The sequence below is a fragment of the Pseudomonas sp. B21-041 genome (genome assembly GCF_024748675.1).
GTDB lineage: Bacteria > Pseudomonadota > Gammaproteobacteria > Pseudomonadales > Pseudomonadaceae > Aquipseudomonas > Aquipseudomonas neuropathica.
In genome coordinates, this window is the sequence record NZ_CP087175.1 from 2,636,422 (window position 1) to 2,662,039 (window position 25,618).

Annotated in this window: 26 protein-coding genes and 1 riboswitch; of the genes, 8 read left to right on the top strand and 18 right to left on the bottom strand. The window is 60.4% G+C overall.

The window, feature by feature from the left end; translation table 11 throughout:
- The first annotated feature begins 30 nt into the window (after positions 1 to 30).
- Positions 31 to 1,659 (top strand): hybrid sensor histidine kinase/response regulator, encoded by a 1,629-nt coding sequence (locus LOY43_RS11755; RefSeq protein WP_258709682.1) that lies wholly within the window; start codon positions 31 to 33, stop codon positions 1,657 to 1,659.
- Positions 1,660 to 1,774: 115 nt separating this feature from the next.
- Here LOY43_RS11755 and yecR read toward each other — a convergent pair whose 3' ends face one another.
- The 3 genes from yecR to LOY43_RS11770 form a co-directional block, all read right to left on the bottom strand.
- Positions 1,775 to 2,083: a YecR family lipoprotein gene (gene yecR / locus LOY43_RS11760; RefSeq protein ID WP_095125683.1), complete on the bottom strand. Its 309-nt coding sequence runs from the start codon at positions 2,081 to 2,083 to the stop codon at positions 1,775 to 1,777.
- A 32-nt stretch (positions 2,084 to 2,115) separates the two neighbouring features.
- Positions 2,116 to 2,430, bottom strand: a complete 315-nt coding sequence (locus LOY43_RS11765; protein WP_095125682.1) for a hypothetical protein — start codon at positions 2,428 to 2,430, stop codon at positions 2,116 to 2,118.
- A gap of 234 nt (positions 2,431 to 2,664) precedes the next feature.
- Positions 2,665 to 3,084 carry a hypothetical protein gene (locus LOY43_RS11770; protein ID WP_258709683.1) on the bottom strand — a complete coding sequence of 140 codons (420 nt, stop codon included), beginning with the start codon at positions 3,082 to 3,084 and terminating at the stop codon, positions 2,665 to 2,667.
- Between LOY43_RS11770 and LOY43_RS11775 the strand changes: the two genes are divergently transcribed.
- A complete protein-coding gene (locus LOY43_RS11775) occupies positions 3,083 to 3,409 on the top strand; it encodes a hypothetical protein (RefSeq protein ID WP_258709684.1) in 327 nt (108 codons plus the stop codon). The two genes, LOY43_RS11770 and LOY43_RS11775, sit on opposite strands and share 2 nt — an antisense overlap.
- A gap of 570 nt (positions 3,410 to 3,979) precedes the next feature.
- Here LOY43_RS11775 and LOY43_RS11780 read toward each other — a convergent pair.
- Complete coding sequence (locus LOY43_RS11780) at positions 3,980 to 5,152, bottom strand: cystathionine gamma-synthase (RefSeq protein WP_016987095.1); 1,173 nt, start codon at positions 5,150 to 5,152, stop codon at positions 3,980 to 3,982.
- Positions 5,149 to 6,525 (bottom strand): cystathionine beta-synthase, encoded by a 1,377-nt coding sequence (locus tag LOY43_RS11785; protein WP_093437711.1) that lies wholly within the window; start codon positions 6,523 to 6,525, stop codon positions 5,149 to 5,151. Before LOY43_RS11785 ends, LOY43_RS11780 begins: the two co-directional genes overlap by 4 nt.
- 424 nt (positions 6,526 to 6,949) lie before the next feature.
- On the opposite strand from LOY43_RS11785, the gene metE reads away from it, so the two are divergent.
- Positions 6,950 to 9,238, top strand: coding sequence for a 5-methyltetrahydropteroyltriglutamate--homocysteine S-methyltransferase (metE, locus tag LOY43_RS11790; RefSeq protein WP_258709685.1), 2,289 nt, complete (start codon positions 6,950 to 6,952; stop codon positions 9,236 to 9,238).
- A gap of 207 nt (positions 9,239 to 9,445) precedes the next feature.
- A complete protein-coding gene (locus LOY43_RS11795; protein WP_177409278.1) occupies positions 9,446 to 9,952 on the top strand; it encodes a GNAT family N-acetyltransferase in 507 nt (168 codons plus the stop codon).
- Here the strand turns inward: LOY43_RS11795 and LOY43_RS11800 are convergent.
- From LOY43_RS11800 to LOY43_RS11815, 4 genes are all read right to left on the bottom strand, one after another.
- Entirely contained in the window at positions 9,936 to 10,700 is a 765-nt protein-coding gene (locus LOY43_RS11800; protein ID WP_095050078.1) for an ABC transporter ATP-binding protein, read from the bottom strand. The genes LOY43_RS11795 and LOY43_RS11800 overlap by 17 nt on opposite strands.
- Positions 10,697 to 11,701, bottom strand: a complete 1,005-nt coding sequence (locus LOY43_RS11805; protein WP_258709922.1) for an iron ABC transporter permease — start codon at positions 11,699 to 11,701, stop codon at positions 10,697 to 10,699. The genes LOY43_RS11800 and LOY43_RS11805 overlap by 4 nt, the downstream gene beginning before the upstream one ends.
- A gap of 8 nt (positions 11,702 to 11,709) precedes the next feature.
- Entirely contained in the window at positions 11,710 to 12,723 is a 1,014-nt protein-coding gene (locus tag LOY43_RS11810) for an ABC transporter substrate-binding protein (protein ID WP_258709686.1), read from the bottom strand.
- Between the two features lie 142 nt (positions 12,724 to 12,865).
- Positions 12,866 to 13,060, bottom strand: a riboswitch (cobalamin riboswitch).
- 42 nt (positions 13,061 to 13,102) lie between these two features.
- Positions 13,103 to 14,038, bottom strand: coding sequence for a Ppx/GppA family phosphatase (locus LOY43_RS11815; protein WP_095050081.1), 936 nt, complete (start codon positions 14,036 to 14,038; stop codon positions 13,103 to 13,105).
- Positions 14,039 to 14,046: 8 nt separating this feature from the next.
- Here LOY43_RS11815 and LOY43_RS11820 point away from each other — a divergent pair, with 8 nt between their 5' ends.
- Positions 14,047 to 14,316, top strand: coding sequence for a hypothetical protein (locus LOY43_RS11820; RefSeq protein WP_258709687.1), 270 nt, complete (start codon positions 14,047 to 14,049; stop codon positions 14,314 to 14,316).
- 69 nt (positions 14,317 to 14,385) lie between these two features.
- Here the strand turns inward: LOY43_RS11820 and phnX are convergent, their stop codons facing one another.
- The 7 genes from phnX to phnD form a co-directional block, all read right to left on the bottom strand.
- Positions 14,386 to 15,213 (bottom strand): phosphonoacetaldehyde hydrolase, encoded by an 828-nt coding sequence (gene phnX, locus LOY43_RS11825; RefSeq protein ID WP_095050083.1) that lies wholly within the window; start codon positions 15,211 to 15,213, stop codon positions 14,386 to 14,388.
- A 74-nt stretch (positions 15,214 to 15,287) separates the two neighbouring features.
- Complete coding sequence (locus tag LOY43_RS11830) at positions 15,288 to 16,157, bottom strand: LysR substrate-binding domain-containing protein (RefSeq protein ID WP_095050084.1); 870 nt, start codon at positions 16,155 to 16,157, stop codon at positions 15,288 to 15,290.
- Between the two features lie 10 nt (positions 16,158 to 16,167).
- Entirely contained in the window at positions 16,168 to 17,463 is a 1,296-nt protein-coding gene (locus tag LOY43_RS11835; RefSeq protein ID WP_258709688.1) for an MFS transporter, read from the bottom strand.
- Positions 17,464 to 17,593: 130 nt separating this feature from the next.
- Complete coding sequence (psrA, locus tag LOY43_RS11840; protein WP_258709689.1) at positions 17,594 to 18,685, bottom strand: iron-containing alcohol dehydrogenase PsrA; 1,092 nt, start codon at positions 18,683 to 18,685, stop codon at positions 17,594 to 17,596.
- A 110-nt stretch (positions 18,686 to 18,795) separates the two neighbouring features.
- On the bottom strand, positions 18,796 to 19,614 hold the full coding sequence (gene phnE / locus LOY43_RS11845; RefSeq protein WP_258709690.1) for a phosphonate ABC transporter, permease protein PhnE: 819 nt from the start codon (positions 19,612 to 19,614) through the stop codon (positions 18,796 to 18,798).
- Positions 19,615 to 19,616: 2 nt separating this feature from the next.
- Positions 19,617 to 20,408 (bottom strand): phosphonate ABC transporter ATP-binding protein, encoded by a 792-nt coding sequence (gene phnC, locus LOY43_RS11850; RefSeq protein WP_258709691.1) that lies wholly within the window; start codon positions 20,406 to 20,408, stop codon positions 19,617 to 19,619.
- Positions 20,405 to 21,271 (bottom strand): phosphonate ABC transporter substrate-binding protein, encoded by an 867-nt coding sequence (gene phnD / locus LOY43_RS11855; RefSeq protein WP_258709692.1) that lies wholly within the window; start codon positions 21,269 to 21,271, stop codon positions 20,405 to 20,407. The genes phnC and phnD overlap by 4 nt, the downstream gene beginning before the upstream one ends.
- Positions 21,272 to 21,380: 109 nt before the next feature.
- Here phnD and LOY43_RS11860 point away from each other — a divergent pair, with 109 nt between their 5' ends.
- The 3 genes from LOY43_RS11860 (at position 21,381) to map (ending at position 23,318) form a co-directional block, all read left to right on the top strand.
- Complete coding sequence (locus tag LOY43_RS11860; RefSeq protein WP_095050090.1) at positions 21,381 to 22,238, top strand: LysR substrate-binding domain-containing protein; 858 nt, start codon at positions 21,381 to 21,383, stop codon at positions 22,236 to 22,238.
- Between the two features lie 64 nt (positions 22,239 to 22,302).
- Positions 22,303 to 22,530: a ParD-like family protein gene (locus LOY43_RS11865; protein ID WP_007918027.1), complete on the top strand. Its 228-nt coding sequence runs from the start codon at positions 22,303 to 22,305 to the stop codon at positions 22,528 to 22,530.
- On the top strand, positions 22,527 to 23,318 hold the full coding sequence (gene map, locus LOY43_RS11870; RefSeq protein WP_007918026.1) for a type I methionyl aminopeptidase: 792 nt from the start codon (positions 22,527 to 22,529) through the stop codon (positions 23,316 to 23,318). The genes LOY43_RS11865 and map overlap by 4 nt, the downstream gene beginning before the upstream one ends.
- A 316-nt stretch (positions 23,319 to 23,634) precedes the next feature.
- Here the strand turns inward: map and LOY43_RS11875 are convergent, their stop codons facing one another.
- Together LOY43_RS11875 and LOY43_RS11880 are read right to left on the bottom strand one after the other, a co-directional pair.
- Entirely contained in the window at positions 23,635 to 24,789 is a 1,155-nt protein-coding gene (locus tag LOY43_RS11875) for an ABC transporter ATP-binding protein (protein ID WP_258709693.1), read from the bottom strand.
- A gap of 17 nt (positions 24,790 to 24,806) precedes the next feature.
- The gene (locus LOY43_RS11880; protein ID WP_007918021.1) at positions 24,807 to 25,616 is read right to left on the bottom strand and encodes an ABC transporter permease; all 810 of its coding nucleotides are present in this window, start codon (positions 25,614 to 25,616) and stop codon (positions 24,807 to 24,809) included.
- Between the last annotated feature and the right edge of the window lie 2 nt (positions 25,617 to 25,618).

Consider the following 25,618-nt stretch of genomic DNA (forward strand, 5'->3'; position numbering starts at 1 on the left):
CTGACGATTGCCGCACAAGGACGTTTAACCATGAAGTTCGAGAAAAACACCGAACTCGATCAGGCCAACCTGCGCATCATCATTGCCAGTATTGCCGTGGTTTACATGCTGATACTGGGTTTTTTGCCAGGCCAGCGCTTCGATACATACCTGCCGATCATTACCTACATCATTGTGTTTTTGTTGGCCTCGATCGCCCTGCGTCAGGCGATTGCGCGCTGGCCAGGGGATTACCCGGCGCGACGGATTTTCGCCATGATCCATGATTACACCGGTACCTGCTTTGGTCTGGTGGTGGGCGGCGAGATGGCGTTGCCGCTGTACGCGGTGATCATCTGGGTCAACCTCGGCAATGGCATGCGCTATGGCTCGCGCTATCTGGCGATTGCCACGGCGCTGGCGCTGCTGGCATTGCTGTGTGTTTATCGCCTGACGCCGGTGTGGCAGGCGCAACCGTTCATGGTGTTGATGCTGATGCTCACCAGCACGGTGATTCCGTTCTATGCGCACTTGTTGCTGGAACGCACGCGTAAGGCCTCCGAAGAGGCGGTGGCGGCGAATCTGGAAAAGTCGCGGTTTCTCGCTCAGGCCAGTCATGATTTGCGTCAGCCGATTCATTCCATCGGTCTGTTTACTGCCTGTCTGCGTGAGTCGAGACTGGGCGAGGAGGAACGGCGCTTGGTCGACAATATCGACCGTTCGTTGCTCAACGTTTCGCAACTGTTCCGCTCGATTCTCGATCTGTACACCCTTGATAACGGCCGGGTTCTGCCCAAACTGCAAACCCTCAATTTAGGGGAATGGCTCGCGGATCTGATTCGCCAGAACGCTGAAGCCGCGCGTTGGGCCGGGGTCGAATTGCATGTGCGCCCCTGTGAATATTGGGTGCGCACGGATCCGGCGTTGCTCGCGACCATGGTCCAGAACGTACTGTCCAACTGCTTCAAATACGGTGCGCATCGGCCGGTATTGATCGGTGTGCGTCGGCACGGGGCAGGGCTGTCAATCGTTGTTTATGACCGTGGCAACGGTATCGCCGAGGAGCATCAGGCCAAGGTGTTCGAGGAGTTTTATCGGGTACGGCAAGTGCGCGACAAAGACGTCGAAGGCGTGGGCTTGGGGCTGTCGATCGTCAAGCGTCTGGGTGAGTTGATTGGTGTCGGCGTTACTCTGCGTTCGCGGCTTGGGCGCGGAACAGCGGTGACTTTGTACGGGTTGCCGATCGCCGCGCCAGCGCCGTTAACGGTCAATCGGAATGAGGCGCGCCAAGTCGGTTTGCTGACCGGGCTGAAGGTGTGCCTGGTGGAAGATGACCGCAATGTGCTGCTGGCGACTTCAGCGTTGCTGGAGCGCTGGGGCTGTGTGGTTCAGGCCGAGTTGACGGCTCAGGATCTGGTCACCGACTGCGACATCATCGTCGCCGACTATGACCTCGGCACCCATGCCACCGGCATCGAATGTATTGATGATGTGCGCAGGCAGCGCGGTTGGGCGGTACCGGCGATGATCATCACCGGGCATGACGTCGAGAAAATCCAGGCAGCCCTGCACGACCGCGACATCGCCATCCTGTCCAAACCGGTACGCCCGGCCGAACTGCGCGCGACCTTGCGAGCCCTGCGCGATCGCCAGCCCGAACCCACCGAAAATGCCTTGTAGGTGTCCATGGGGCTGTAGGAGCTGCGGCACGCTGCGATCTTTGATGTTGATGAGAAGGGCAAGATCAAAAGATCGCAGCCTCGTTGCACTCGACAGCTCCTACAGGGTCAAGCGTCTAGCGTTTGCACAGGTAATCCTGGGTGATGGTGGTTTGCAGGCAGTTGTATTGGCCCATGGTGCGGCAGATGTTTTTCTCCGAGCCGGTCACTTCGGCGTTCTTGTAGCCCCAGGTCTTGCAGCGTTGTGCGGCGACGGTCAGGCCTTGTTCGGCGCTGGTCTGGCCGCTTTCGAATTGGCCCAGTTCATAGGAGACCTGGACGATGCCATCGTTTTTGCTGCCGCCAGTGGCTTCCCATTGTTTTGGCGTGGCGCAGGCAGTGAGGAAAAGGGCGCTGAGGGTGAGTGTCGCGATCAAGATTTTCATGAGCAAACGGAGTCCTTTACCGGGCGGAGAAGTTATTGCAGTGGGATTGGCGAGGCGCCTTTCGGCAGGCACGACAGCGGCGGCGACATCATGCCCATGCTGGCCACGGCGATGATTACGCCGCTGGGCAATTCACAGTTGTATTCCCCGGCCGGGGTGTACGCGGTGTAGTAGGTGAGGGTGCTGTCGTTGCGGATGTTGTCGATTTTCGACACCGGTTTACCGATCACCGTCTGAGCGCGTTCTTTCATGCTCGCTTCAGTCGGTTTCACGGTCTGGCAGCCGGCCACGCTGAGCAGCACGGCACCGAATACGGCGATTTTGGTAAGGTTTGCATGGAGTTTCATGGTGTTTCTTCCTTGGTGTTGTTCTGATTTCCAGGCACAACGATCCCGCACGCTGCGAACTGGCAACGTTGAGGAACATCGGGGGTTGCGGGGGAATATAACGCCAGCGGACAGGCCGGTCGATTAGCACAAATGTGCTAGTGCGGCGCTCAACAGGCAGCTCGCTAAAACCGCCTGTTGCGCCGAAGGAGGATTACTGTGGACTGTTGAACTGGTCGGAATAACTGCCGGTCATCAGTGCGGAGGCGACGCGATCAGAACCAACGCCGACACGAGAATAGGCAAACCGGTTGATGCCGGTGCGATCGGCGCCATCTGCCGCCAATGCGCCTGCACCGACATGATCGGCACCATCAGAAGCGACTGCGCCCGCGCCAACATGATCGGCACCATCAGAAGCGACCGCACCCGCGCCAACATGATCGGCGCCATCAGAAGCGACCGCGCCTGCACCGACATGATCGGCGCCATCAGAGGCGACCGCACCCGCGCCAACATGATCGGCGCCATCAGAAGCGACCGCGCCTGCACCGACATGATCGGCACCATCAGAAGCGACTGCGCCCGCACCGACATGATCGGCACCATCAGAAGCGACTGCGCCCGCACCGACATGATCAGCACCATCAGAAGCGACTGCGCCAGCGCCGACATGGTCAGCACCGTCGGAAGCTACAGCACCCGCGCCGACATGATCAGCACCATCAGAAGCGACCGCGCCCGCGCCGACATGATCAGCACCATCAGAAGCCACGGCGCCTGCACCGACATGATCAGCACCGTCGGAGGCTACCGCGCCTGCACCGACATGATCGGCACCATCGGAAGCCACCGCACCTGCACCGACATGATCGGCACCATCGGAAGCCACCGCTCCGGCCCCGACATGATCCGATCCATCGGAAGCCAACGCCTGCGGTTGTGCAGCCCAGACATTGGGCACCACCACGGTCGCCACGACCGCCAGAAGCACGCCTGACAACAGCTTGTGTTTCATAGTTTTCTCCATGACCCGGCAGCCACAAAGCGATAAGGCATCGTCCGCCGCTTGTTCGCTGGCGTTATGACTCATTGGCCTGGGTCAGTCTGGTGGGCGAAAGGCACGGGCACACCGTCAGGCGTGCGGGTGTCGACAGAATCATGATCGAACTGATTGAGTATAGATCGCGATAGCGAGGCGGTACGGCGGGGGGATCGGCGGCCTTTAGGCGCTTATCTTCCTGCCCGTTTTGAGCAAAGCTCAAATCAGTCTAAAAACTCTGATTCAAGTCCACGAGGCTTTGCTAGGCTCAAAGATGTAGGCGAAGACGCAGACTGATGCGCAATCGGATAGCAAGGGGGCGTGGGGCGCGCTCCGAAAGGTACACGGTTAGAAAGATCTCCGCGCTGAGATCCAGCCCTTATGCCGTGTGAAGCAGCCGAGGCACTAACTTTCAATTTGACCCGGTACTGTGGGAAGCCCGATAAACCTTGTAAGCCAGAGACCAGCACTGGCCGCCTGCTCGAACACCAAAGCCCGCTACGTGCGGGCTTTGTCGTTCCTGCCAGGTCAGATCGATTGCAGTGCCTGCGCCAGATCGGCACGCAGGTCTTCGACGTCTTCGACGCCCACCGACAGACGCACCAGGCCATCGCCAATCCCCAGTTTCGCCCGGGTATCAGCCGGAATGGTCGCGTGAGTCATGATCGCCGGATGCTCGATCAGGCTCTCCACACCGCCCAGACTTTCCGCCAACGCAAAGATCTTCACGTTCTCCAAAAACCGCCGCGCACCTGCCAGATCGCTGTTCAGATCAACAGAAATCATCCCGCCAAAACCACGCATCTGTCGCTTGGCTAACTCATGCTGTGGATGCGACGGCAGCCCTGGATAGTAGACACGTTTGACCTGCGGCTGCTGCTCCAGCCACTGCGCCAGATCCAGTGCATTGCTGCAATGACGTTCCATGCGCAGCGCCAAAGTCTTCACCCCGCGCAGGGTGAGAAATGCATCGAACGGCCCGGCAATCGCACCGACCGCGTTCTGCAAGAAGCCCAGCTTCTCGGCCAGTTCTTGGTTCTGGCCGACCACGGCGATGCCGCCGATTACATCGGAGTGACCGTTCAGGTACTTGGTGGTCGAGTGCAGCACGATGTCGAAACCCAGCTCCAGCGGCCGCTGGATATACGGGCTGGCAAAGGTGTTGTCGGCCACGCTGATGATCCCGCGAGCGCGGCAGATACGGGCGATAGCGGCGAGGTCCGACAGGCTCAGCAGCGGGTTGGTCGGTGACTCGACAATCACTAGGCGGGTGTCGTCCTGCAGCGCCGCTTCGAACGCCGCCAGGTCAGTCAGATCGACGTAGCTGAAACGGTGTCCGGCACTGCGCTGACGGACCTTGTCGAACAGGCGGAACGTGCCGCCGTACAAGTCATTGCCGGAGATGACGTGCGAACCGGCATCGATCAGTTCGAGCACCGTGGAAATCGTTGCCAGCCCGGAGGCGAACGCGAACGCCTGGGTGCCGCCTTCCAGGTCCGCCACGCAACGCTCCAGGGCAAAACGCGTCGGGTTGTGCGAGCGCCCGTAATCGAAACCCTTGTGCACGCCGGGGCTGTCTTGCAGATAGGTGGAGTTGGCGTAGATCGGCGGCATCAGCGCGCCGGTGGTCGGGTCCGGTTCCTGCCCGGCGTGGATCACCCGGGTCGCGAAGCCTTGGGATTTATCGTCGTGCTGACTCATGCGAGGGATCTCCGTAATTGGTTGAGCATGTCGGTGCGGGTGATCAGGCCATGGAAGCCCGATGCATCGGCAATGATCGCGACGAGGCCACGGCTGAGCACCGCTTCCAGCTCAGCAAGGCTGGCGCCAGGGGCGAGGGTTTGCAGTTTGTCGGTCATCACGCTGGACACTGATTGGCTGAAGCGGGCGGCGTCTTCGTGCACCGCCAGCAGGATGTCCGACTCGTCGATCACGCCGACCAGTTGCTTGCCTTCCACCAGCACTGGCAGTTGTGAGACATCCGCCAGGCGCATGCGCTGGAACGCGGTCAGCAGAGTGTCGTCGGGGCCGACACTGATCACGCGGCCGTCCTCGAAACGCCGGGCGATCAGGTCGCGCAAATCGCCGTAGCCCTTGCGCTGCAACAGGCCCTGATCGGTCATCCACTGGTCGTTGTAAACCTTCGACAGGTAGCGCGTGCCGGTGTCGCAAACGAAGCTGACCACACGTTTCGGCTCGGTCTGTTCGCGGCAGTAACGCAGCGCCGCAGCGAGCAGAGTGCCGGTCGACGAGCCGCCGAGAATGCCTTCGGCCTTGAGCAACTGGCGGGCGTGAGCGAAGCTTTCTTCATCGCTGATCGAATAGGCGTGGCGCACGCTGGAGAGGTCGGTGATCGACGGAATGAAGTCCTCGCCGATGCCTTCCACCGCCCATGAACCGGGCTTGGGCAGAGAGCCGTCGCGGCTGTATTGCGCCATCACCGAACCGACCGGGTCGGCTAGGACCATTTCCAGATCCGGCTGCACGCGTTTGAAGAAGCGGCTCAGGCCCGTCAGCGTACCGGCCGAACCGACACCGACGACGATCGCGTCCAGGTCATGTTCGGTCTGCGCCCAGATCTCCGGCGCGGTGCTGCATTCGTGGGCCAGCGGGTTGGCCGGGTTGTTGAACTGGTCGGCGAAAAATGCGCCGGGAATATCTTTCGCCAAACGTGCGGCGACATCCTGGTAATACTCGGGATGACCCTTGCCGACGTCGGAGCGGGTGATGTGCACTTCGGCGCCCATGGCCTTCAAGTGCAGGACTTTCTCGGTGGACATTTTGTCTGGCACCACCAGCACCACGCGATAACCTTTGGCGCGGCCAACCAGTGCCAGACCCAGGCCGGTGTTGCCAGCGGTGGCTTCGACGATGGTGCCGCCAGGTTGCAGACGACCATCACGCTCGGCAGCGTCGATCATGGCCAGACCGATACGGTCCTTGATCGAACCACCGGGGTTCTGCGATTCGAGCTTGAGAAACAGTGTGCACGGGCCAGTATCGAAACGAGTGACTTGAACCAGCGGAGTGTTGCCTATCAGCCCAAGTACGGCAGGGCGTGATTCCTTTGACATTTCTTCACCTCTTAATGGTGTTGATCGCGTTCCAATCGCGGGGAAAAGACTCGCGTGCAACATAGGCTCAGACATCTTCTGTCGCAACCTTTAGTCGGCCGCAAATGCTGCCATTTCGATCTAACGATAGATCGAAATCAGAGACCTGCCGGGGCGGGTTCGAGTGCGTTTACACAGAGGCGTCATTGAGTTTTCAAAGGGCGTCTTCATGGCGACGAACAGCTTGAATTGGCGAGAAATTCCCTGCCGCAAAAAACCGTTCAGCCTTCACGTACGCTCTCGGCTCCGGAGTGTTTACAAGTGACAAGCAGCAATATTTTGATCATGAGGGAAACTCGTGTTGATCACGATTAAAATGAGTTTGTCTCACTAGCGACCGATGCCGACAATGGCCGCCATCAACAGGACATTGGAGTTGTTTGTTATGGCACTGGCCCATTCCCTTGGATTTCCGCGCATCGGTCGCGACCGCGAACTGAAGAAAGCGCAAGAGGCGTTCTGGAAAGGAGAACTGAACGAGGCCGGCCTGCGAGATGTTGGTCGTGAGCTGCGCAAGGCCCACTGGGACTTGCAGAAAAACGCCGGTATGGAATTGCTGCCGGTCGGCGATTTCGCCTGGTACGACCAGGTCCTGACGCACTCGCTGATGTTCGGTGTGATCCCGGAACGCTTCCGTCCACACGACGGCAAAGCCACTCTGCAGACCCTGTTCGGCATGGCCCGTGGCGTCAGCGACAGTTGCTGTGGCGGTGCGCACGCCCAGGAAATGACCAAGTGGTTCGACACCAACTACCACTATCTGGTCCCGGAATTCAGTGCGGATCAACAGTTCCAGTTGGGCTGGGAGCAGTTGTTCGAAGAAGTCGAAGAAGCCCGTGCGCTGGGCCACAACGTCAAACCGGTGATTATCGGCCCACTGACGTATCTGTGGCTGGGCAAGGCCAAGGGCGCGGAATTCGACAAGCTGGAATTGCTCGATCGTTTGCTGCCGCTGTACGGCCAGATCTTCGCGCGCCTCGCCGCTCAAGGCGTGGAATGGGTGCAGATCGACGAGCCGATTCTGGTGCTTGATCTGCCGCAGGAATGGAAGAACGCGTTCGAGCGTGCCTACAACCAGATCCAGCGTGATCCACTGAAGAAACTGCTCGCTACTTACTTTGGTGGTCTGGAAGAAAATCTTGGTCTGGCGGCGAACCTGCCGGTCGATGGTCTGCACATTGATCTGGTGCGCGCACCGGAGCAGTACCCGACCATTCTCGATCGTCTGCCGGCCTACAAAGTGTTGTCCCTGGGCGTGGTCAACGGGCGGAATGTCTGGCGCTGCGATCTGGAAAATGCCTTGGCGACGTTGCGCCATGCTCATGAGCGTCTGGGTGAGCGTCTGTGGGTCGCGCCGTCCTGTTCGCTGCTGCACAGCCCGGTGGATCTGGGCCGTGAAGACAAACTCGATGCCGAGCTGAAAAGCTGGCTGGCCTTTGCCGTTCAGAAGTGTGAAGAAGTGGCTGTTCTGACGCATGCCGTCAATGAGCCGGAAGCGCCGAAAGTGCTGCGAGCATTGACTGAAAGCCGGTCGGTGCAGGCCGCTCGCGCTGCTTCGCCGCGCATTCACAAACCTGCGGTTCAGGCGCGGGTTGCGGCGATCACGGCCAAGGACAGCCAGCGTCAGTCGCTGTTTGCCCAGCGCATCGCCAAACAGCGCGCGGGTCTTGATCTACCACTGTTCCCGACCACGACGATCGGTTCGTTCCCGCAAACCGCGTCGATCCGCCTCGCTCGCCAGTCGTTCAAACAGGGCAAGCTGACCGAAGCTGAATACACTGAAGCCATGTACAGCGAGATCCGCCACGCAGTGGAAATCCAGGAGCGTCTGGGCCTCGATGTACTGGTACACGGTGAGGCCGAGCGTAACGACATGGTCGAGTACTTCGCCGAGCAACTGGATGGCTACGTGTTCACCCGTTTCGGCTGGGTGCAGAGCTACGGTTCGCGTTGCGTGAAACCGGCGGTGATCTTCGGCGACCTCAGCCGCCCGAAAGCCATGACGGTCGAGTGGATCCGCTACGCCCAAGGTCTGACCGACAAGGTCATGAAAGGCATGCTGACCGGCCCGGTGACCATGCTGATGTGGTCGTTCCCGCGTGAAGACGTCAGCCGTGAAGTGCAGGCCCGGCAACTGGCGCTGGCGATCCGCGATGAAGTGGTCGATCTGGAAGCCGCCGGCATCAAGATCGTGCAGATCGACGAAGCGGCGTTCCGTGAAGGTCTGCCGCTGCGTCAGGCGCAGTGGCAGCCTTATCTGGACTGGGCGACGGAAGTGTTCCGTCTGTGCGCCTCCGGTGTGCGCGACGAAACGCAGATCCATACGCACATGTGCTACAGCGAATTCAACGATGTGATCGAGTCCATCGCGGCGATGGATGCCGACGTGATCACTATCGAAACCTCGCGCTCGGACATGGAGTTGCTGGATGCCTTCGAAGCCTTCGCTTATCCGAACGAAATCGGCCCGGGTGTCTACGACATCCACTCGCCACGCATCCCGGATGCTTCGGAAATGGCTAATTTGCTGCGCAAGGCTGCCAAGCGGATTCCGGCCGAGCGGCTGTGGGTCAACCCTGATTGCGGTTTGAAAACCCGTGGCTGGCCAGAGACTGAGGCGGCGCTGGTGCACATGGTTACCGCCGCCCGGCAGCTGCGTAAAGAGCTGGCGTAACGCTCGGGTTGCATGAAATAAAACACCTGTGGGAGCGAGCCTGCTCGCGAAAGCGTCCTGTCAGTCAACATCATTGTTGAATGATCTACCGCCTTCGCGAGCAGGCTCGCTCCCACAAGGTTTTGGGCAAGTTATGAGATTCTGAATGGCCTCGCGGGACCTGTTGTTGCTACTGTGGCCAGCCGCAGTTCAGGTGTTTGCCGCTACATGAGTGATCAACCCGTTATCCAAACCGTGTCTGACGCAGACATTCCCGAGGTGCTGGATTTTGTTCTAAAGGCCCGTGCCGAGCTTTTCCCCAAGCTCAGCGCAACGGGCATGCCCGACGATCTGGCGCGTTTTGCCGAGGTTTATCTGCGTGGGGCAGGGCGCTTTCTGATTGCTCGCCACGAAGGGCAGATCGTGGCCTCGATCGGCTATCTTCCTTACGACCGGCGATTCCCGAACCTGGATTATCCCGACCGCAATGTGGTGGAAATCGTGCGCCTGTTCGTCGTGCCTTCACAGCGGCGATCCGGGCTGGCCGGCGCACTGTATCGATCACTCAAGGATCTGGCACTCGCTGACGGCGTCGAGTTGATCTACCTGCACACCCATCCGTTTTTACCGGGGGCCATCGCGTTCTGGCAACGGCAGGGCTTCAAGATTATCGACGTCGACGCTGACCCGGTCTGGCAAACAACCCACATGCACAACGTCATGAGTGAAATCTGAGAATCTGCGCCCCATCGAACGGGTCCGTCAGGTAATGCGCCCTGACCCCGAACGTCTCCTGTAAGCGCTGCGGTGTCAGCACCTCCAGCGGCTTGCCCAACGCCACCAGCCGCCCGCGTTCCAGCACCGCCAGACGATCACATTTCAACGCCTGATTAAGATCATGCAGCGCAATCAACGTGGTCACCGGCAACGCCTGCACCACGTTGAGAATGGTCAGCTGATGTTGGATGTCAAGGTGGTTGGCCGGTTCGTCCAGCAACAGGATTTGCGGTCGCTGCGCCAGGGCCCGAGCGATGTGTACCCGTTGTCGCTCACCACCGGACAAGCTGCGCCAGAGACGGGTGCGCAGGTGCATCGCGTCGACGTCGGTCAGCGCCTGCTGAACAATGGCGTCGTCGGCCGCCGACCACGGTTGCAGCGCCGACAGCCAGGGCGTGCGCCCCAGCGCGACAGCGTCGAACACGCGAATGCCGTCATCTGTGTCGGCTTGTTGTTCAACCACCGCGAGTTTTTGCGCAATGCTGCGTCGGGCCATTTTGCCCAGGCGTTGACCATCGAGCAGCACCTCGCCAGCGCTCGGTTCACGCAGCCCGGCCAGTAACTTCAACAGAGTGGATTTGCCCGCGCCATTCGGCCCGACAATGCCCAGGGTTTCGCCACGCTGAACCTCAAGGCTGACACCGTTGAGCAACTCGGCGCCGCGCACCCTGAAGCTCAGGCCGGAACAACTCAAAACACTGTTCATCGCGCCGACCTGCGGCCGACCAGAATCAAGGCGAACACCGGCGCGCCGACCAGCGCGGTAATCACTCCGACCGGAATCACCTGGCCCTTGATCAGGGTGCGCGACAGCACATCGGCGGCTATCAGAAACACCGCGCCACCCAACGCACTGGCCGGCAGCAACCGCGCATGACCGGTGCCCAGCAACAGACGCGCGGCATGAGGAATGACCAGACCGACAAAACCGATCGAACCGACAATCGACACCATCACTGCCGTCACCAGCGCCGCACAACCGATCAGCAGAATCTGCACACGCCGCACCGGAATGCCGAGCGACGCCGCCGAATCCGCACCAAAGGTAAATGCATCCAGCGCCCGCCGATGCCACAGGCACACAACCAACCCCAACACGGCCACTGGCACCGCCAGCCACACCGACGGCCAGCGCACGCCGCCGAGATTTCCCAGCAGCCAGAACATGATCCCGCGTGCCTGCTCGGAGCTTGCCGAGCGGGTGATCAGAAACGCCGTCAGCGCATTGAACAGCTGCGAACCGGCGATCCCCGCGAGAATGATCTGCCCTGTACTGCTGGCGGAGCCGCTGACCCGCGCCAGCACAATCACCAGCACGAACGCCGTGACCGCGCCGGCGAAGGCACCGACCGAGAGTGAGATGATCCCGGCACCTACGCCAAGCAGCGCGACCATCACGGCCCCGGTCGAGGCGCCGGCAGAAATGCCCAGCAGATACGGATCGGCCAACGGATTGCGCAGCAGCGACTGCAAAATCACTCCGCAGGTCGCTAAGCCGGCACCGCATGCCGCCGCGACCAATGCCCGGGTCAGGCGGTAGTTCCAGACGATGCCTTCATCGATCGGGTCGAGGACATGCCCGGCGCCCCACAATTTGTTCGCCAGCACTTGCAACACTACGTCCGGTGCAATCGAGGTTTCACCGATGGCCACGCCGGCGACCACTGCAATCAACAGGGTCGCCAGGGCCAGGAGCGTGCGGATCAGGCTGGCACTCATTGCGACAGGTCATAGCCGTTGATGGCCGTGGCCAATTGCTCAATGCCCTCGAACATGCGCAGGCTCGCCTGCATGGCCATGGCATCAAGAATGATGATGCGATTGTGTTTCACCGCGTCCATGTTGCGCGTCACCGGATCACTGCGCAGGAAGGCGAGTTTCTTTTCATAGTCGTCGGCGGGGAAACGTCGACGATCCATGCGCGCGATGACCAGGAAGGTCGGATTGGCCTTGGCGATGGTTTCCCAACCGACGGTTGGCCACTCCTCATCGGACGCCACCACGTTGCGCACGCCGAGGGTGCTGAGCATGAAATCGGGAACGCCTTTGTGCCCGGCCACGAACGGCTCGATGTCCATTTGTGCGCTGGAGAACCACACCAGCGCGCTGGCGTCTTTGAGCTGTTTGCCTTGGGCGGTGGCAATCGATTTGGCGAGACTGGCCTTGAGTTGATCATTGAGCTGCTGGCCACGCTCCTGAACATCGAAGATCTGCGCCAGTTGGCTCACGCTTTTGTAAATCGTCTCGATGCGAAACGGCGCCAGTCGCGTGCCATCGGCGCCGACGAGGTTGTCCTTGGCTTCGCAATCGGAAGGCAGCAGATAGGTCGGAATCTTCAGTTCATGAAACTGCTCGCGAGTGCCCACCGCGCCTTGCGGGCCGACCATCCATTCCAGTTCCACGGCGACCAGTTCCGGACGCTTGCCGATCACCGATTCGAAACTTGGCTCGTTGTCAGCCAAACGCTCGATCTTGTCGTCCTGGGCTTTGTATTTGGCCAGCACATTGTTGAACCACAACGAGGTGCCGACGACTTTGTCGCCCAGGCCCATGGCGTAGAGCATTTCCGTGCCGGCCTGGCCGATGGTCACGGTGCGCGTCGGTGCGTGCTGGAAGGTCAGGGTGCTGCCGCAGTTTTCGACCGTCAGCGGATAGACCGTCGGTGCCGCCTGCGCCAGGGCGCCAAGGCTCAGGCCGGTGATCAGGGTGGCAACGCGGGGCAGCAGCATGGGGCAGTCTCCAGGGGAACCGTACGGGAGCGGGAGAGTACGGATTGGAAACACACCATCGAACGCAGTCAGGAAAACAGCGCAAGGCCGGGCAGCCAACGAAGACGCGCACGGCACGATGTCCTTCCCGGACACCCCGCCGGTTAGTAATCACTGTGCCGGCAGGTCTCCTGACTGATGCGTCATCGCCTGGCTCCGGCCTTCCCGGGATTCACCCAGTGGCAGTCGTGGAGCAGGCTCGGCATCTACAGTTGCGGGGGCAGTTCCGATCAGTGCTGTGCAAGCACCTCGGATTCCCTATTAGTCCCGTTCGGGAACCGACGGCGGCATGGTAGTCGATCGAGCCGCTGAAGGGGAGACGAATCTGCCGTGGCGAGGATTAGTGTTGGCTCATCAAACCGTGCAATACGCCCAAACGCAGGCCCGGTTCGGAGGGCAGCATTTGTGCGATACCGAATACTTTGAATGCCGCCAGCATTAACACCAGACCGCCGGGCAGAATGCTCTGGCGGTGTGGTTGCAGACCGGCAAGCTTGAGTTGTTGCACGTTGTTTACCTTCAACAACAGCAGCGACAGGCGCAGCAGTCCGCCGTAGGTGATGCCGTCCTGACCGAAGTCGTTGAGGCGATTGGTCTTGAGCACTTTGGCGAGCATGCGCGCGGTGCCGGACGAACCGATGGTCTGCTGCCAGCCTTGCGCGCGATAGCGCTTGGCGACATGTTCAAACTGCAGAATGGCGAAGCGTTCAGCCTCCTGTAGCGCGCCGGCGGACACATCGCCGCCGCGAAAGAAACGCGTGCTCAAGGTGCCGCTGCCGATGGCGATGCTTTCGGTTAACAAGGGTTGTGAGCCCTGGCCGAGGATCAGCTCGGTGGAGCCGCCGCCGATGTCGACTACCAGGCGCAGGTCGTCGGCGCTGGGCAAGGCGTGAGTTACGCCGGCGTAGACCAGCCGCGCCTCTTCATGGCCGCAAATGACGTCGATGGGAAAGCCCAGATGCCGCTCGGCACTGGCCAGAAAAAGTTGCGCGTTGTCCGCTTCACGCACCGCGCTGGTGGCCACCGCACGAACACGGCCGGCCTCGAAACCACGCAGCTTCTTGCCGAACCGCGCCAACGCCTGCCAGCCGCGATCCAGTGCCAGTGCATCCAGCGCACCACCGTCAAAGCCTTCGGCAAGGCGCACCGGCTCGCGCAGGGTTTTCACTTCCTGAATCTGCAAGCCTTTGCGGCTGCGCACCGACTGGCCGATCATCAGGCGAAAGGCGTTCGAACCCAGGTCGATGGCGGCAAACAGCGAGGCGTCGTCTTTCATGGGAATCCTTGCAGAGCATCCGTCGCGAGGCTCAAGACGGTTTGCGAGGATTCTGCCGTGATCTTGATGACATCCTGATGACGGGGGCGGGGCGGTTGAATGAATTTTCGGCTGTCATGACACAGTCATTATCCGGCGTCTATGCTGCGGTCAATACATCGCGTGTTCTTAAAGTTTTTGCTGCCATTTTTGGCAGCTTTTTTTTGCCCGCGATCTGGCTGTTGATCGTTCCCACGCTCTGCGTGGGAATGCCTCTAGGGACGCTCTGCGTCCAGTGACGCGGAGCGTCACGGGCTGCATTCCCACGCAGAGCGTGGGAACGATCAGCGCGGGGTGCGGACGATCAATTAGCAGGACTGCGGAGTTTCGCCCCGGGCCAGGCGCGCATTGATGTCGTCGATCACTTCGGGCAGCTCGGCGATGGTGTCGATCAGGTAGTGCGGGCGCGAAGGGGCGAACATTTTGCCGATTCGCGCACGCTCTTCCGCCAGTCGATCCGACGGCAACGCCTTGTATTGCTCATAGGTCAGGCCCAGTGCGTTGCCGGAACAGGTCAATGCCACCGTCCACATGCCGGCTGCGCGCCCTTCGAGAATCCCCGGCCAGGTGTCGTCGACCTTGACGCAGGCGGCCACGTCATCGATGCCCAGGGCAATCACGTTGGCCAAGGCCTGCGCCGGATACGGCCGGCCATTGGGCACTTCATCGGTGGCGACGACATGGTCGGCGACGTAGCCATTTTCCCGCGCCAGTTCGACGACCTTGGCCATCACCACCGCCGGGTAGCCCGAGCACGAACCGATTTTCAAACCCTTGTCGCGCAATGCCGCAATGGCTTCGAGTGCGCCCGGAATCAGCGCCGAATGCAGGGCGATTTTCTCGATTTGCAACGGCATGAAACGTTCGTAGATTGCCGTTACATCGTCATCACTCGGCAAGCGATCAAACGCTGCACGATAGCGTTCAGCAATCTGTGGCAAGTTGCACAGCGTGCGGATGTGATCCCACTTGCCCATGCCCATCGGCCCGCGCGCTTCTTCAAGCGATACCGCGACGCCGAACTCGGCAAAGGCTTCGACGAAGATTTGCGTTGGCGCAAACGAGCCGAAATCGACAACGGTGCCGGCCCAGTCGAGGATCGCGGCTTGCAGGTGAGTCGGTTGTTGGTACTGCATGGTCAATCTCCGTTTTCAGGTAAGCGTGGGCCGTCCCTCGGCAATGAGGTAGGCGGTTCAAGGGTCAGTGCTGATCAGGTCAGCGGTGGATTCGCATCAAACAGTTCGGCAATCACCGGTCGGTTGCGGCGGATGCCGAGGCAGCACAGGTGGTATTCGATGAAAAACGGGTGATCGACAAAGGTGATCGGCTTGGTGCCCGGGGTTTCGGCGTACTCGACCGCCGAGACAAACCCGATGCCGATGCCCTTGACGATCGCGTGGACGATGGCTTCGCGGCTGTTGAGTTGCATGACGCAATTGAGATCGATATTGAGGCGCTTGCAGCTTTCTTCCACCAGTTGCCGGGTGCGCGCACTGGATTCGCGCATCACCCATTTTTCGCCGCTGATTTCACTGATGTGAACCTGCGCCTGACTTGCCCACGGATGGTCATCGCGGACCACGGCGATGATCGGATAACGGTGATACAGCCGCGTGTGGAAGCGCTCATCGAATTCCGACAAGGCCAGAATCGCCACGTCGATATCGAAGTTGAATAACCGCGCCAGGGTGTCCTTTTCCGAGGAAAACGAGGTTTCCAGTTCGATATCCGGGTGGCGCTGCATCAGCTCATAGGTCAGGTTCATCGCAATTGGCGGTGACACCGCGCCGAGGCGCAGCATGCCGGTCTTGCGCTGCTTGAAGCTCTGCAACAGTTGCACGGCTTCATCCTCCTGACCGAACAGGCCCTGAGTGATCGCATAGAGCTTGTGCCCGGCGGCGCTCATTTCGATGTAGCGGCCACGGCGATGGAACAGCTCGACCGAGAAGGTCTTCTCCAGAGCGTTGACCTGTTCGCTGACGGTCGGCTGACCGACGCTGAGAAACTCGGCAGCAAGGGTAAAGCTGCCGGTCTTGGCCACCGCATGAAATGAACGCAACCACTTGTGATACTGGTACATGCAAGCCCCGTCAGCGTCGAATGAACAAGGCCACTGCCGCACTGCACAGGCAGGCGCTGGTGACCACTATGAAGATCAGAGACGTATTTGCCGTGGTGTCAAGCAGACGCCCGATCAGTGGCTCGGCCAATCCGGCGAACAGGTACGAGGAAAAGTTCATGATCCCGGTCGCCGTACCGGCGCGTTTGGCCCCGACCAGATCCGGGCACAGCGCCCAGAAACTCGAGGCTGGGCCGTAGACGAAGAAGCCGCAAAGGAACAGGGCGATCAGGCCGATGACGCTGTGTGGGGGCAGGCTCCACATCCACAGGCTGGTCGCGGCGCCGAGGAACATATAGAGCATGATCGCCAGATAGCGCTTGGAGCCGAACAGTTTGTCCGACACCCAGCCGTTGCTCAGTGCACCGACCGCCATGCCGACGGGGAGGGCGACAGTGATCCATTTCGGATCGATCATGCCGTCACCACTTTTCCAGTCAGCGCCGAGAAAGTGCACCGGCACCCAGACGATCAAGCCGTAGCGCGCCGCGTTCTGAAAGCCCAGTGACAGCGCGGCGATGAGCAGGCGAGGGTTCTTCAGCACGGCTTTGTAGCGTTGTGCCGAGGATTCGACTTCGCCCTGTGCCGCTTCCTGATGTTTGTCGTCAGCGTTGGCCACGCCGGTATCACCCACCGGCTCGAAGCCCAGATCCTGCGGGCGTTCGCGGGCAACCAGATAAAAAATGATCCCGCCGGCGAGCATCAGCAGCACTGGCAAACGGAAGATCCAGCGCCATTCCAGTTGCAGCACTTCGAGCACGACGATAGAGGTGACGTACGACAGAATCGACGCGCAGCCGGCGGCGAAAGTGTAGAAACCGTAAACCTTGCCGCGCTCACCCGCCGCCCACCAATTGGCAATCAGCCGACCGCCCGGCGCCCAGCCCAAGGCCTGAAAGTAGCCGTTGACGCCCCACGGCAGAATCAGGCTGGTGAAACCACTGGCAAAACTGGTCACCCAGTTCGCCGCGCAGGACAGCACCGCACCGAGGGTCATGATGCGCCGGCCACCGAATTTGTCGGCGAGGTTGCCGTTGATCGCCTGGCCAATCGCGTAGGCCCAGAGCATCGCCGCAGAGGCCCAGCCGAGGGTTTCTTTGCTCAAGCCGAACTCGGCCTGAATCCCCGGAATGGCAAAACCGAAGGTCTGCCGACCGGTGTAGAAAAACAGGTAACAGAACATCGCCGCCAGCAGCATGCGCCACTGGGCGACCCGGAACGAGGCGGAACGGACGGCGAGACCAGGCATTGTTTCGGCACGATTCATGATCTTTTCCTTATTGTTGTCGGTTCCCGCCGGGTGTCGTCGGCGGGGTGCACTCTTTTTTGGTGCGACAGGAAATCACCGCGGCTGCATGCCGCTGGCGGTGCTTGGGTGACTCGGGTGTTATCAGGCGTCAGGCGGCTTGTGAACCGATGAAGTTCTTGCCGCGCGCACCCTGCATCGCGAGCTGGATGATGGCTTCGGCGTCCTTGGCCGAGACGCCGTAATCGGCAAACTCGGTCTTCACCCCGAGGCTGTGCAGGAACTCGCGCAGTTGCTGTTGGGCTTTGCCCAGGTCCGCGCCGAATACCCGTTGCAAGGTACGGTCGCGCGTGGCGTCGTGGCCCCAGGCCAAACCCAAAACCAGCGGTAAGGTGAAGGAGCAGGCGATGCCGTGGGGCAAACCGTGGCGCAAGGTCATCTCATAGGAAATCGAATGCGCCAGCGCGGTTTTGGTGTTGGAAAATGCCAGCCCGGCCTTGAGTGCGGCGAGGGCCATGCGCGTGCGCAACTCTTGGCTCGACAGATCTTTGTGCAAACGCGGCAGGCATTCGAGAATGTCTTCAATCGCGGAAATGGCAAAGGTGTCTGAGACCGGGTTGGCGTTGACGTTCCAGATCGCTTCCAGCGCATGGGACAGGGCATCGAGCCCGGTGGAAACGGTGACGCCGGCCGGTACGGTGAGCATCAGTTGCGGGTCGATGATCGCCACCCTTGGCCAGGTGCAGTCCAGGTGCAGCGAATATTTCTTTTGGCTGGCGCTGTCCCAGATCGTCGCCCACGGGGTGACTTCGCTGCCGGTGCCGGCGGTGGTCGGTGCGGCGATCAGTTGTTTGCACCGGGCTGGCGTGAAGGGCTTGCCGCTCGACAGCAGGCTCAACAGTTCATCGAAACGGCCGGATTCGGTGCCGACGATCAATGCCTTGGCGGTATCGATGGCGCTGCCGCCACCCACGGCGAGGACCACGTCACAGTCACCGGCGTGTTGCCAGAAGTGCTCGTAAGTGCTGCGCAGATGGGCGACGTCGGGGTTGGGCTGAACGTCTTCGAACACATAAACCAGACGCGCACCGAGCAAGGCTTGCAGGCGATCGACCAGCCCCAGCCCTCGCGCTTCGGGAAAGGTCACGAGGGCCACGGTCTGCTGCTCGGTGATGGCGGCAAGGTCTTGCAGGCTGCCCCAGCCGAAGCGGGTATCGACGGGGTTCTGAAAACGGGCAGTCATGGTGGATCCTTCTTGTTGTTGTCGTGTGGCGCCATACTCAGCGCCCGTCGACAACGGCTCAAATCGATAATTCGCAGGTTTGAATCGGCTCAGCCGATAACAGCTTTACGCTAGTGCGCCGAACCGCTCTGGATGGCGGCACGCAACCGGCCGGAAACGGCATCGGCGACGATCACCATGAAGGTGATGACGATGATGCAGGTCGCAGTTTCCTGGTATTTGAACAATTTGAGACTGCTCACCAGTTCGAAACCCAAGCCACCAGCACCGACCATGCCCAGCACCGTGGCCGAGCGCAGGTTGACTTCGAAGCGGTACAGAATCACCGCAATCCATGCGGTGATGACCTGCGGCAGCACACCAAACACGATCACCTGCAGTGGTCGCGCACCAGTCGCTTGCAGCGCTTCAATCGGGCCTTGGTCGATCTCTTCGATGCTCTCGGCGAAGAACTTGCCAAGCATGCCCAGGCCATGCAACGCCAGCGCCAATACGCCGGGGAACGGGCCGAGTCCAACCGCCGAGACGAAGATCAGCGCGAGGATCAGTTCATTGATGCTGCGGGTGAAATTCAGTGCCTGACGCGTGGCGTGAAATACCCAGCGGTTGCGGCTCAAATTGCGTGCCGCGAGAAACGACAGTGGAATCGCCAGCAACACGCCGAGCAGGGTGCCCCAAATGGCGATCTGCAAGGTTTCCACCGCTGGCGCGAGCAGACGCGGAAGAATGCTCAGATCCGGTGGGAAGGTGCGCGAAAGGAAATCACCGATCTGTGGCAACCCCGCCGCCAGTTCACCGAGGCTGAGCTGCGCGCCTTGTGCGCTCCAGTTCAGCGTCCACAGCACGATCAGGACGACGGCGCCGGTGGTCAGCCAACTGCGCGGGCCACGGGGCCGGTCGCCGACCCACTGATAGTTTTGCGATTGCATGCTCAGGCCCTCGATGCAGTGCAGTAGGACAGGGTGGGCGTGGGCACGTCAGCAGGGGATTGCGCCGATTGCCCCGGATAGATTCGCGCCAGATCGGCGTCGGTCATGCTCAAGGCTTTGCCATCGAACACCAGGCTGCCATTGGCCAAGCCGACCACGCGGTCGCCAAACTCACGGGCGTATTCGACCTGATGCAGATTGCACAGCACAGTGATGCCCAGTTCGCGGGTGGCATCGCGCAAGTACTGCAACACCAGGCGAGCGGTTTTCGGGTCGAGACTGGCAATCGGTTCATCGGCCAGAATCACCTGCGGCCGTTGCGCCAAGGCGCGGGCGATGCCGACGCGCTGTTTTTGTCCGCCAGACAACGAATCGGTGCGCTCGCCAGCCTTGTGCGCCAGTTCGACGCGCTCCAGACATTGCATGGCCAGCGCCACATCGTCACGGCGGAACAGCTGCAGAATCGAGGCGATGGTGCCGACGGAACCGAGGCGACCGGTCAGCACGTTCTTCAGCACACTCAGGCGCGGCACGACGTTGTGGTGCTGAAAAATCATCGCCACTTCACGGCGCAGAACGCTGGTGTCAGGGCAGGCGAGGGCGTCGATGCCGGCCACGTTCAGCGTGCCGCTGTCGGCCTGCGCCAAGCGATTGATACAACGCAGCAAGGTCGATTTGCCAGCGCCGGACTGACCGAGCACCACGACGAATTCGCCGGCCGCGACCTCCAGGTTGATGCCACGCAACACCGGGTTGCTGCCGTAGTGTTTGGTCAGTTGGCGGATGCTGATCATTTCATGCTCCGCAAATCGAGATCGAGCACCTTGGCGGTTTCGCGCACCACGTCATACGACGCGTCGGTGGTGGGCTGGAAGCCGTTGAGCAGGCCCTGATCGCCCCACGGCACGTCCTTGATCGAGGCCAGTGCATCGGCGACTTTCTTTTTCAGTTCCGGATCGAGCGCCTTGCGCCAGACCATCGGCGACTCAGGAATCGGCTTGGAACTCCAAACTATTTCGAAGTCATACTGCTTCACCACACCTTTGGCCACGGCGCTGGCGAAGATGCGGTCAGCCACGGCCGCCGCGTCGACTTTCTTGTTCTCCACCGCAAGGATGCTGGCGTCGTGGGAACCGGAGAAAATCACCCGTTTGAACAGGCTGTCCGGAGCAAAACCGGCCTGCTCAAGGCCTGCTTTCGGGAACAGATGGCCGGACGCGGAACTTGGGTCGACGAACGCGAACGTATGGCCCTTGAGGTCTGCCAGTGAATGAATACCGCTGTCCTTGCGCGCCAGAATCACGCTTTTGTACGCGCTCTGCCCGGTCTTCTTGGTCACCGCCACCGAGAACGCCTCGACATCCGCCACCGAGGTCGCCAGCACGTAGGAGAACGGCCCGAGGTAGGCGACATCGAGCTTGCCCGAACGCAGCGCTTCGATGATGCCGTTGTAATCGGTGGCCACGAACGGCACCACCGGCATGCCGATTTTGGCTTGCAGATCGTCGAGCACCTGTTTGCTCGATTCGATCATCGCCTGGGAATCTTCAGAGGGGATCAAGCCAATGGTCAATTTGTCCTTGGCCCAGACTTGGCTGGCGCCGAGGGCAATGACGGTGAGGCTGGCGACACGCAGAAACTGTTTGATTGTTTTCATGGCATTCCACGGTGTGGTTGGGAGTTGCCACAGGCTAGGTCTGTCACGTGACAGTCATTCAATCAATTCAATATGGGAAACAGCAGCTAACTATTGATGGAGTCTATGGATGTCCAGCGCGAAATTGCGGGCCTTTCTCGCCGTTGCCCGTCACGGCAGTTTCAGTGCCGGTGCGCGGGCGACAGGGCTCAGCCAACCAACACTGACCACGCAAGTACAAGCCTTGGAACGCCAGCACAATGTTGAGCTGTTCCATCGGCGCGGGCGGCGGATCGAGCTTTCCGATGTCGGGCGGCAGTTGCTGCCGATCGCGCAACGGATTGCCTTGCTGGAACTGGAAGCGCACAACCTGCTGCGCGACTCTGGACGGCTCGACAGCGGCCAGCTCAAGGTTGGTGCGGTGGGGCCGTTTCATGTGATCGAGATGGTCGACAGCTACCTGCAACAACACCCGAACATCGACGTGTCGATCCGCGTGGGTAACTCGGCACAGGTGCTGTCGGATCTGGAAAACTATGTGACCGACATCGCCGTGCTGGCGGGGCGTCAGGATGATCCGGCGTTGTGTTCGGTGCGTTATGCGCGGCACGCGATCATTTTGTTCGCGCACCATGAACATCCGCTGGCCAATCGTGGCAGCGTGCGGTTGGAGGAACTGGAAGGGCAGCGGCTGCTGCAACGCGAGCCAGGCTCGACCACACGACTGGTGCTGGAACAGGCGCTGAATGCGGCGCAGGTCAAACCGCGCATCGCCATGGAAATCGGCAGCCGTGAGGCGTTGCGTGAGGCGGTGGTGCGTGGGCTGGGGTTGGGGGTGGTTTCAGAAGCGGAGTTCATTGCCGACCCGAACATCCGCACGATCAGAATCGAGGGCGAGGAGCTGTTCACCGAGACTTATTTGTACTGCTTGGCGGAGCGGCGTTCCAGTCGGCTCATCTCATCGTTTTTCGACGCGGCGCTGGGTTGATTTGCAATTTCCCGTGAGGCTTGGCTAATATACGATCCATATACACATCGTATCGGATCCATATATGGGCATCGTAAAGATTTCAGAGGACATGCACGAGAACCTGCGTATCTCCAGCAACGCCCTCAGCCGCTCGATCAACGCGCAGGCCGAGCACTGGATGCGCATCGGCATGCTCGCCGAGCTGCACCCCAACCTCGACCACAGCGCCATTTGCCGCTTGCTGATCCGTGCCGAACAGAACGGCGGGCTGGATCTGCAACAACTGACTCAGGAAGCCGTCAGCGCATGAGAAACCAGATCAAGATCAACACCCCGGCCGACATCGCGCAATCGCGTGCTGCCGGCAAACTCGCCGCTGAAGTGCTGGCCATGCTGGTGCCGCATGTGAAGGCGGGCGTCACCACTGATCAGCTCGATCAACTGTGCAACGACTACATCGTCAACGTGCAGAAAGCCGTGCCGGCGAATGTCGGTTATCACGGTTTTCCGAAAACCGTCTGCGCCTCGGTCAACGATGTGGTCTGCCACGGGATTCCGTCGGGCACACCGCTGAAGGATGGCGACATCGTCAACCTCGACATCGCGGTGATCAAGGACGGCTGGTTCGGTGATACCAGCCGCATGTACGTGGTCGGCGAGGCAACACCTGAAGCGCAGCACCTGATCAAGACCACCTATGACGCCATGTGCGCGGGGATTCGCGTGGTGAAACCGGGCGCGACGTTGGGCGACATCGGCCACGCGATTCAGAGCCTGGCGGAGAAAGAAGGTTTCAGCGTAGTGCGCGAGTACTGCGGGCACGGGATCGGAAAGGTCTATCACGATGAGCCGCAGATTCTGCATTACGGCTTTCCCGATCAGGGAATGAAGCTCAAGGCCGGGATGATTTTTACCGTGGAGCCGATGCTCAATGCCGGCAAGCGTCATGTGAAAAATATGCCGGATGGCTGGACCGTGCTGACCAAGGACGGCTCGTTGTCGGCGCAGTGGGAACATATGGTTGCGGTGACGGAGACGGGCTTCGAAATTCTCACCGCCTGGCCGGACGAAATCGAAGGCTACCGCGCTATTGTCTGATACCGCGTCGACTGTTTCCCTCACCCTAGCCCTCTCCCAGAGGGAGAGGGGACTGACCGGGTTGTTCTTTCGAGGTACGCCGACGTGTGATACCGAGTCGAACTCGGATTTGAACAGCATGGCGACTGGTTCCCTCACCCTAGCCCTCTCCCGGAGGGAGAGGGGACTGACCGGGTTGTTTGGATGAGGTACACCGACTTGGGATACCGAGTCGAACTCGGGTTTTGAACAACACGAAGATCGGCTCCCTTTCCCCCTCGCCCCCCTTGGGGGAGAGGGCTGGGGTGAGGGGGTAGATCCCACAGACAACACGCTATCAGTGAGCGCCGGCAGCCTTGTTCAGATCGCTTTCGGTCCATTCGGTGTAGACGCACGCATCGGCAGTGGCCCAGCGCACTTGCACCGGGTCGCCAGCCTTGAGCGGCATGCCGGCGGCTGACAGTGCTTTCACCGTCATCGAAGTCCCGCCCGAGGTGACCACGCTGCAAGTCTGGCTCTCACCGAGAAACAGCACTTCCACAACCTTCGCTGAAACCTCATTCCAACCCGAAGGCAACGGCTCGCTAATCGCCTGCGCCACGCTCAACGCCAGTGCCTTTTCCGGCCGCACCATCAGCAACACATCCTGATCGGTGTACAACCCAGCGGTCAGTCGAATCGACAATGACTGTCCTTCAAACGAAGCCGCCGCATTGCCCTGTGCCTTAAGCTTGAGGAAGTTCGAATTGCCGAGGAACGACGCCACAAACGCATTCGGCGGATTCTGATAAAGGTCATAACCGCTGCCCAATCCAACAATCTTGCCATGACTGAAAATCGCAATGCGCTGCGACAAACGCATGGCTTCTTCCTGGTCGTGGGTCACGTAAACAATGGTAATGCCCAGGCGACGATGCAGTTGGCGCAGTTCATCCTGCAGATCTTCACGCAGCTTTTTATCCAGCGCACCGAGCGGTTCATCCATCAGCAGGATGCGTGGTTCGTAAACTAGCGCCCGGGCAATGGCGACACGTTGCTGCTGGCCGCCAGACAGTTGCGAAGGGCGGCGATGCGCGAACTGTTCCAACTGCACCAGTTTCAGCATTGCATCGACACGCTTGTCGCGCTCGGCGGCGGCCAGTTTGCGGATCGCCAAAGGAAACGCGATGTTGTCGCGCACCGACAGATGCGGGAACAGCGAATAACGCTGGAACACCATACCGATGTCACGCTTGTGCGGCGGCACATTCACCAGCGACTGACCGTTGACGAGGATCTCGCCGCTGCTCGGTGTTTCAAACCCGGCGAGCATCGACAGCGTGGTGCTTTTGCCCGAGCCGCTGGAGCCGAGGAAGGTGAGGAATTCACCGTCCTTGATGTCCAGCGAGATGTTGTCGACGGCAGCAAAGTCGCCGTAGTGCTTGTTCAGATTGCGCAGGCTGACCAGGGGTTTGTCATTCTGCTGGGAAGCGTCTTTGATCACGGCACTCATGTCGTACTCCTGGGCGCTCAGGCGCTGATTTCGTTGCGCCGGCGCAGCGCGGCGGCGATGACCATGACCAAAACAGACAAGCCGATCAGCAGCGTCGAAGCGACGGCGATCACTGGCGTCAGGTCCTGGCGCAGGGTGGTCCACATTTTTACGGGAAGGGTTTGCAGGGTCGGGCTGGCCATCATCACGCTGAGCACCACTTCGTCCCACGACACGAGGAAGGCGAAGAGGGCGCCGGCGACCATGCCCGGACGAATCGCCGGGAATGTCACTTTGAACACCGCTTGCAGGCGTGAAGCACCGCAAATCACCGCCGCGTCTTCAATCGACTGATCGAACAGTTTCAGTGAGTTGATGATCGAGATAATCGTGAACGGCAGCGCGACGATCACATGGCTGACGACGAACGCGAACATCGTCCCGGTGTAACCGAGCTTGAGGAACAGCGCGTACACCGCCACGGCGATGATCACCAGCGGCACGATCATCGGCAGCGTGAACAGGCCGTAGAGCATTTCCCGACCGGGAAAACGCCCGCGCACCAGCGCAAACGCGGTCGGCAAACCGAGGGCTACGGCGCAGATCGTGGTCAGCACGGCGACCTTGAGGCTGGCCGCTGCGGCGTTCATCCAGTCGGGGTTGGAGAAGAACTGGCCGTACCATTTCAGCGTCCAGCCCGGTGGCGGAAACACCAGCCATTGCGAAGAACCGAACGACAGCAGCACGATGAAGACGATCGGCAACAGCAGGAACAGACCGATCAGCCCGGTGGTGGCGTAGAGGCCGAAGCGCATGCGCCGGCTCATCGCATTGGGGGTCAGGAGCATGT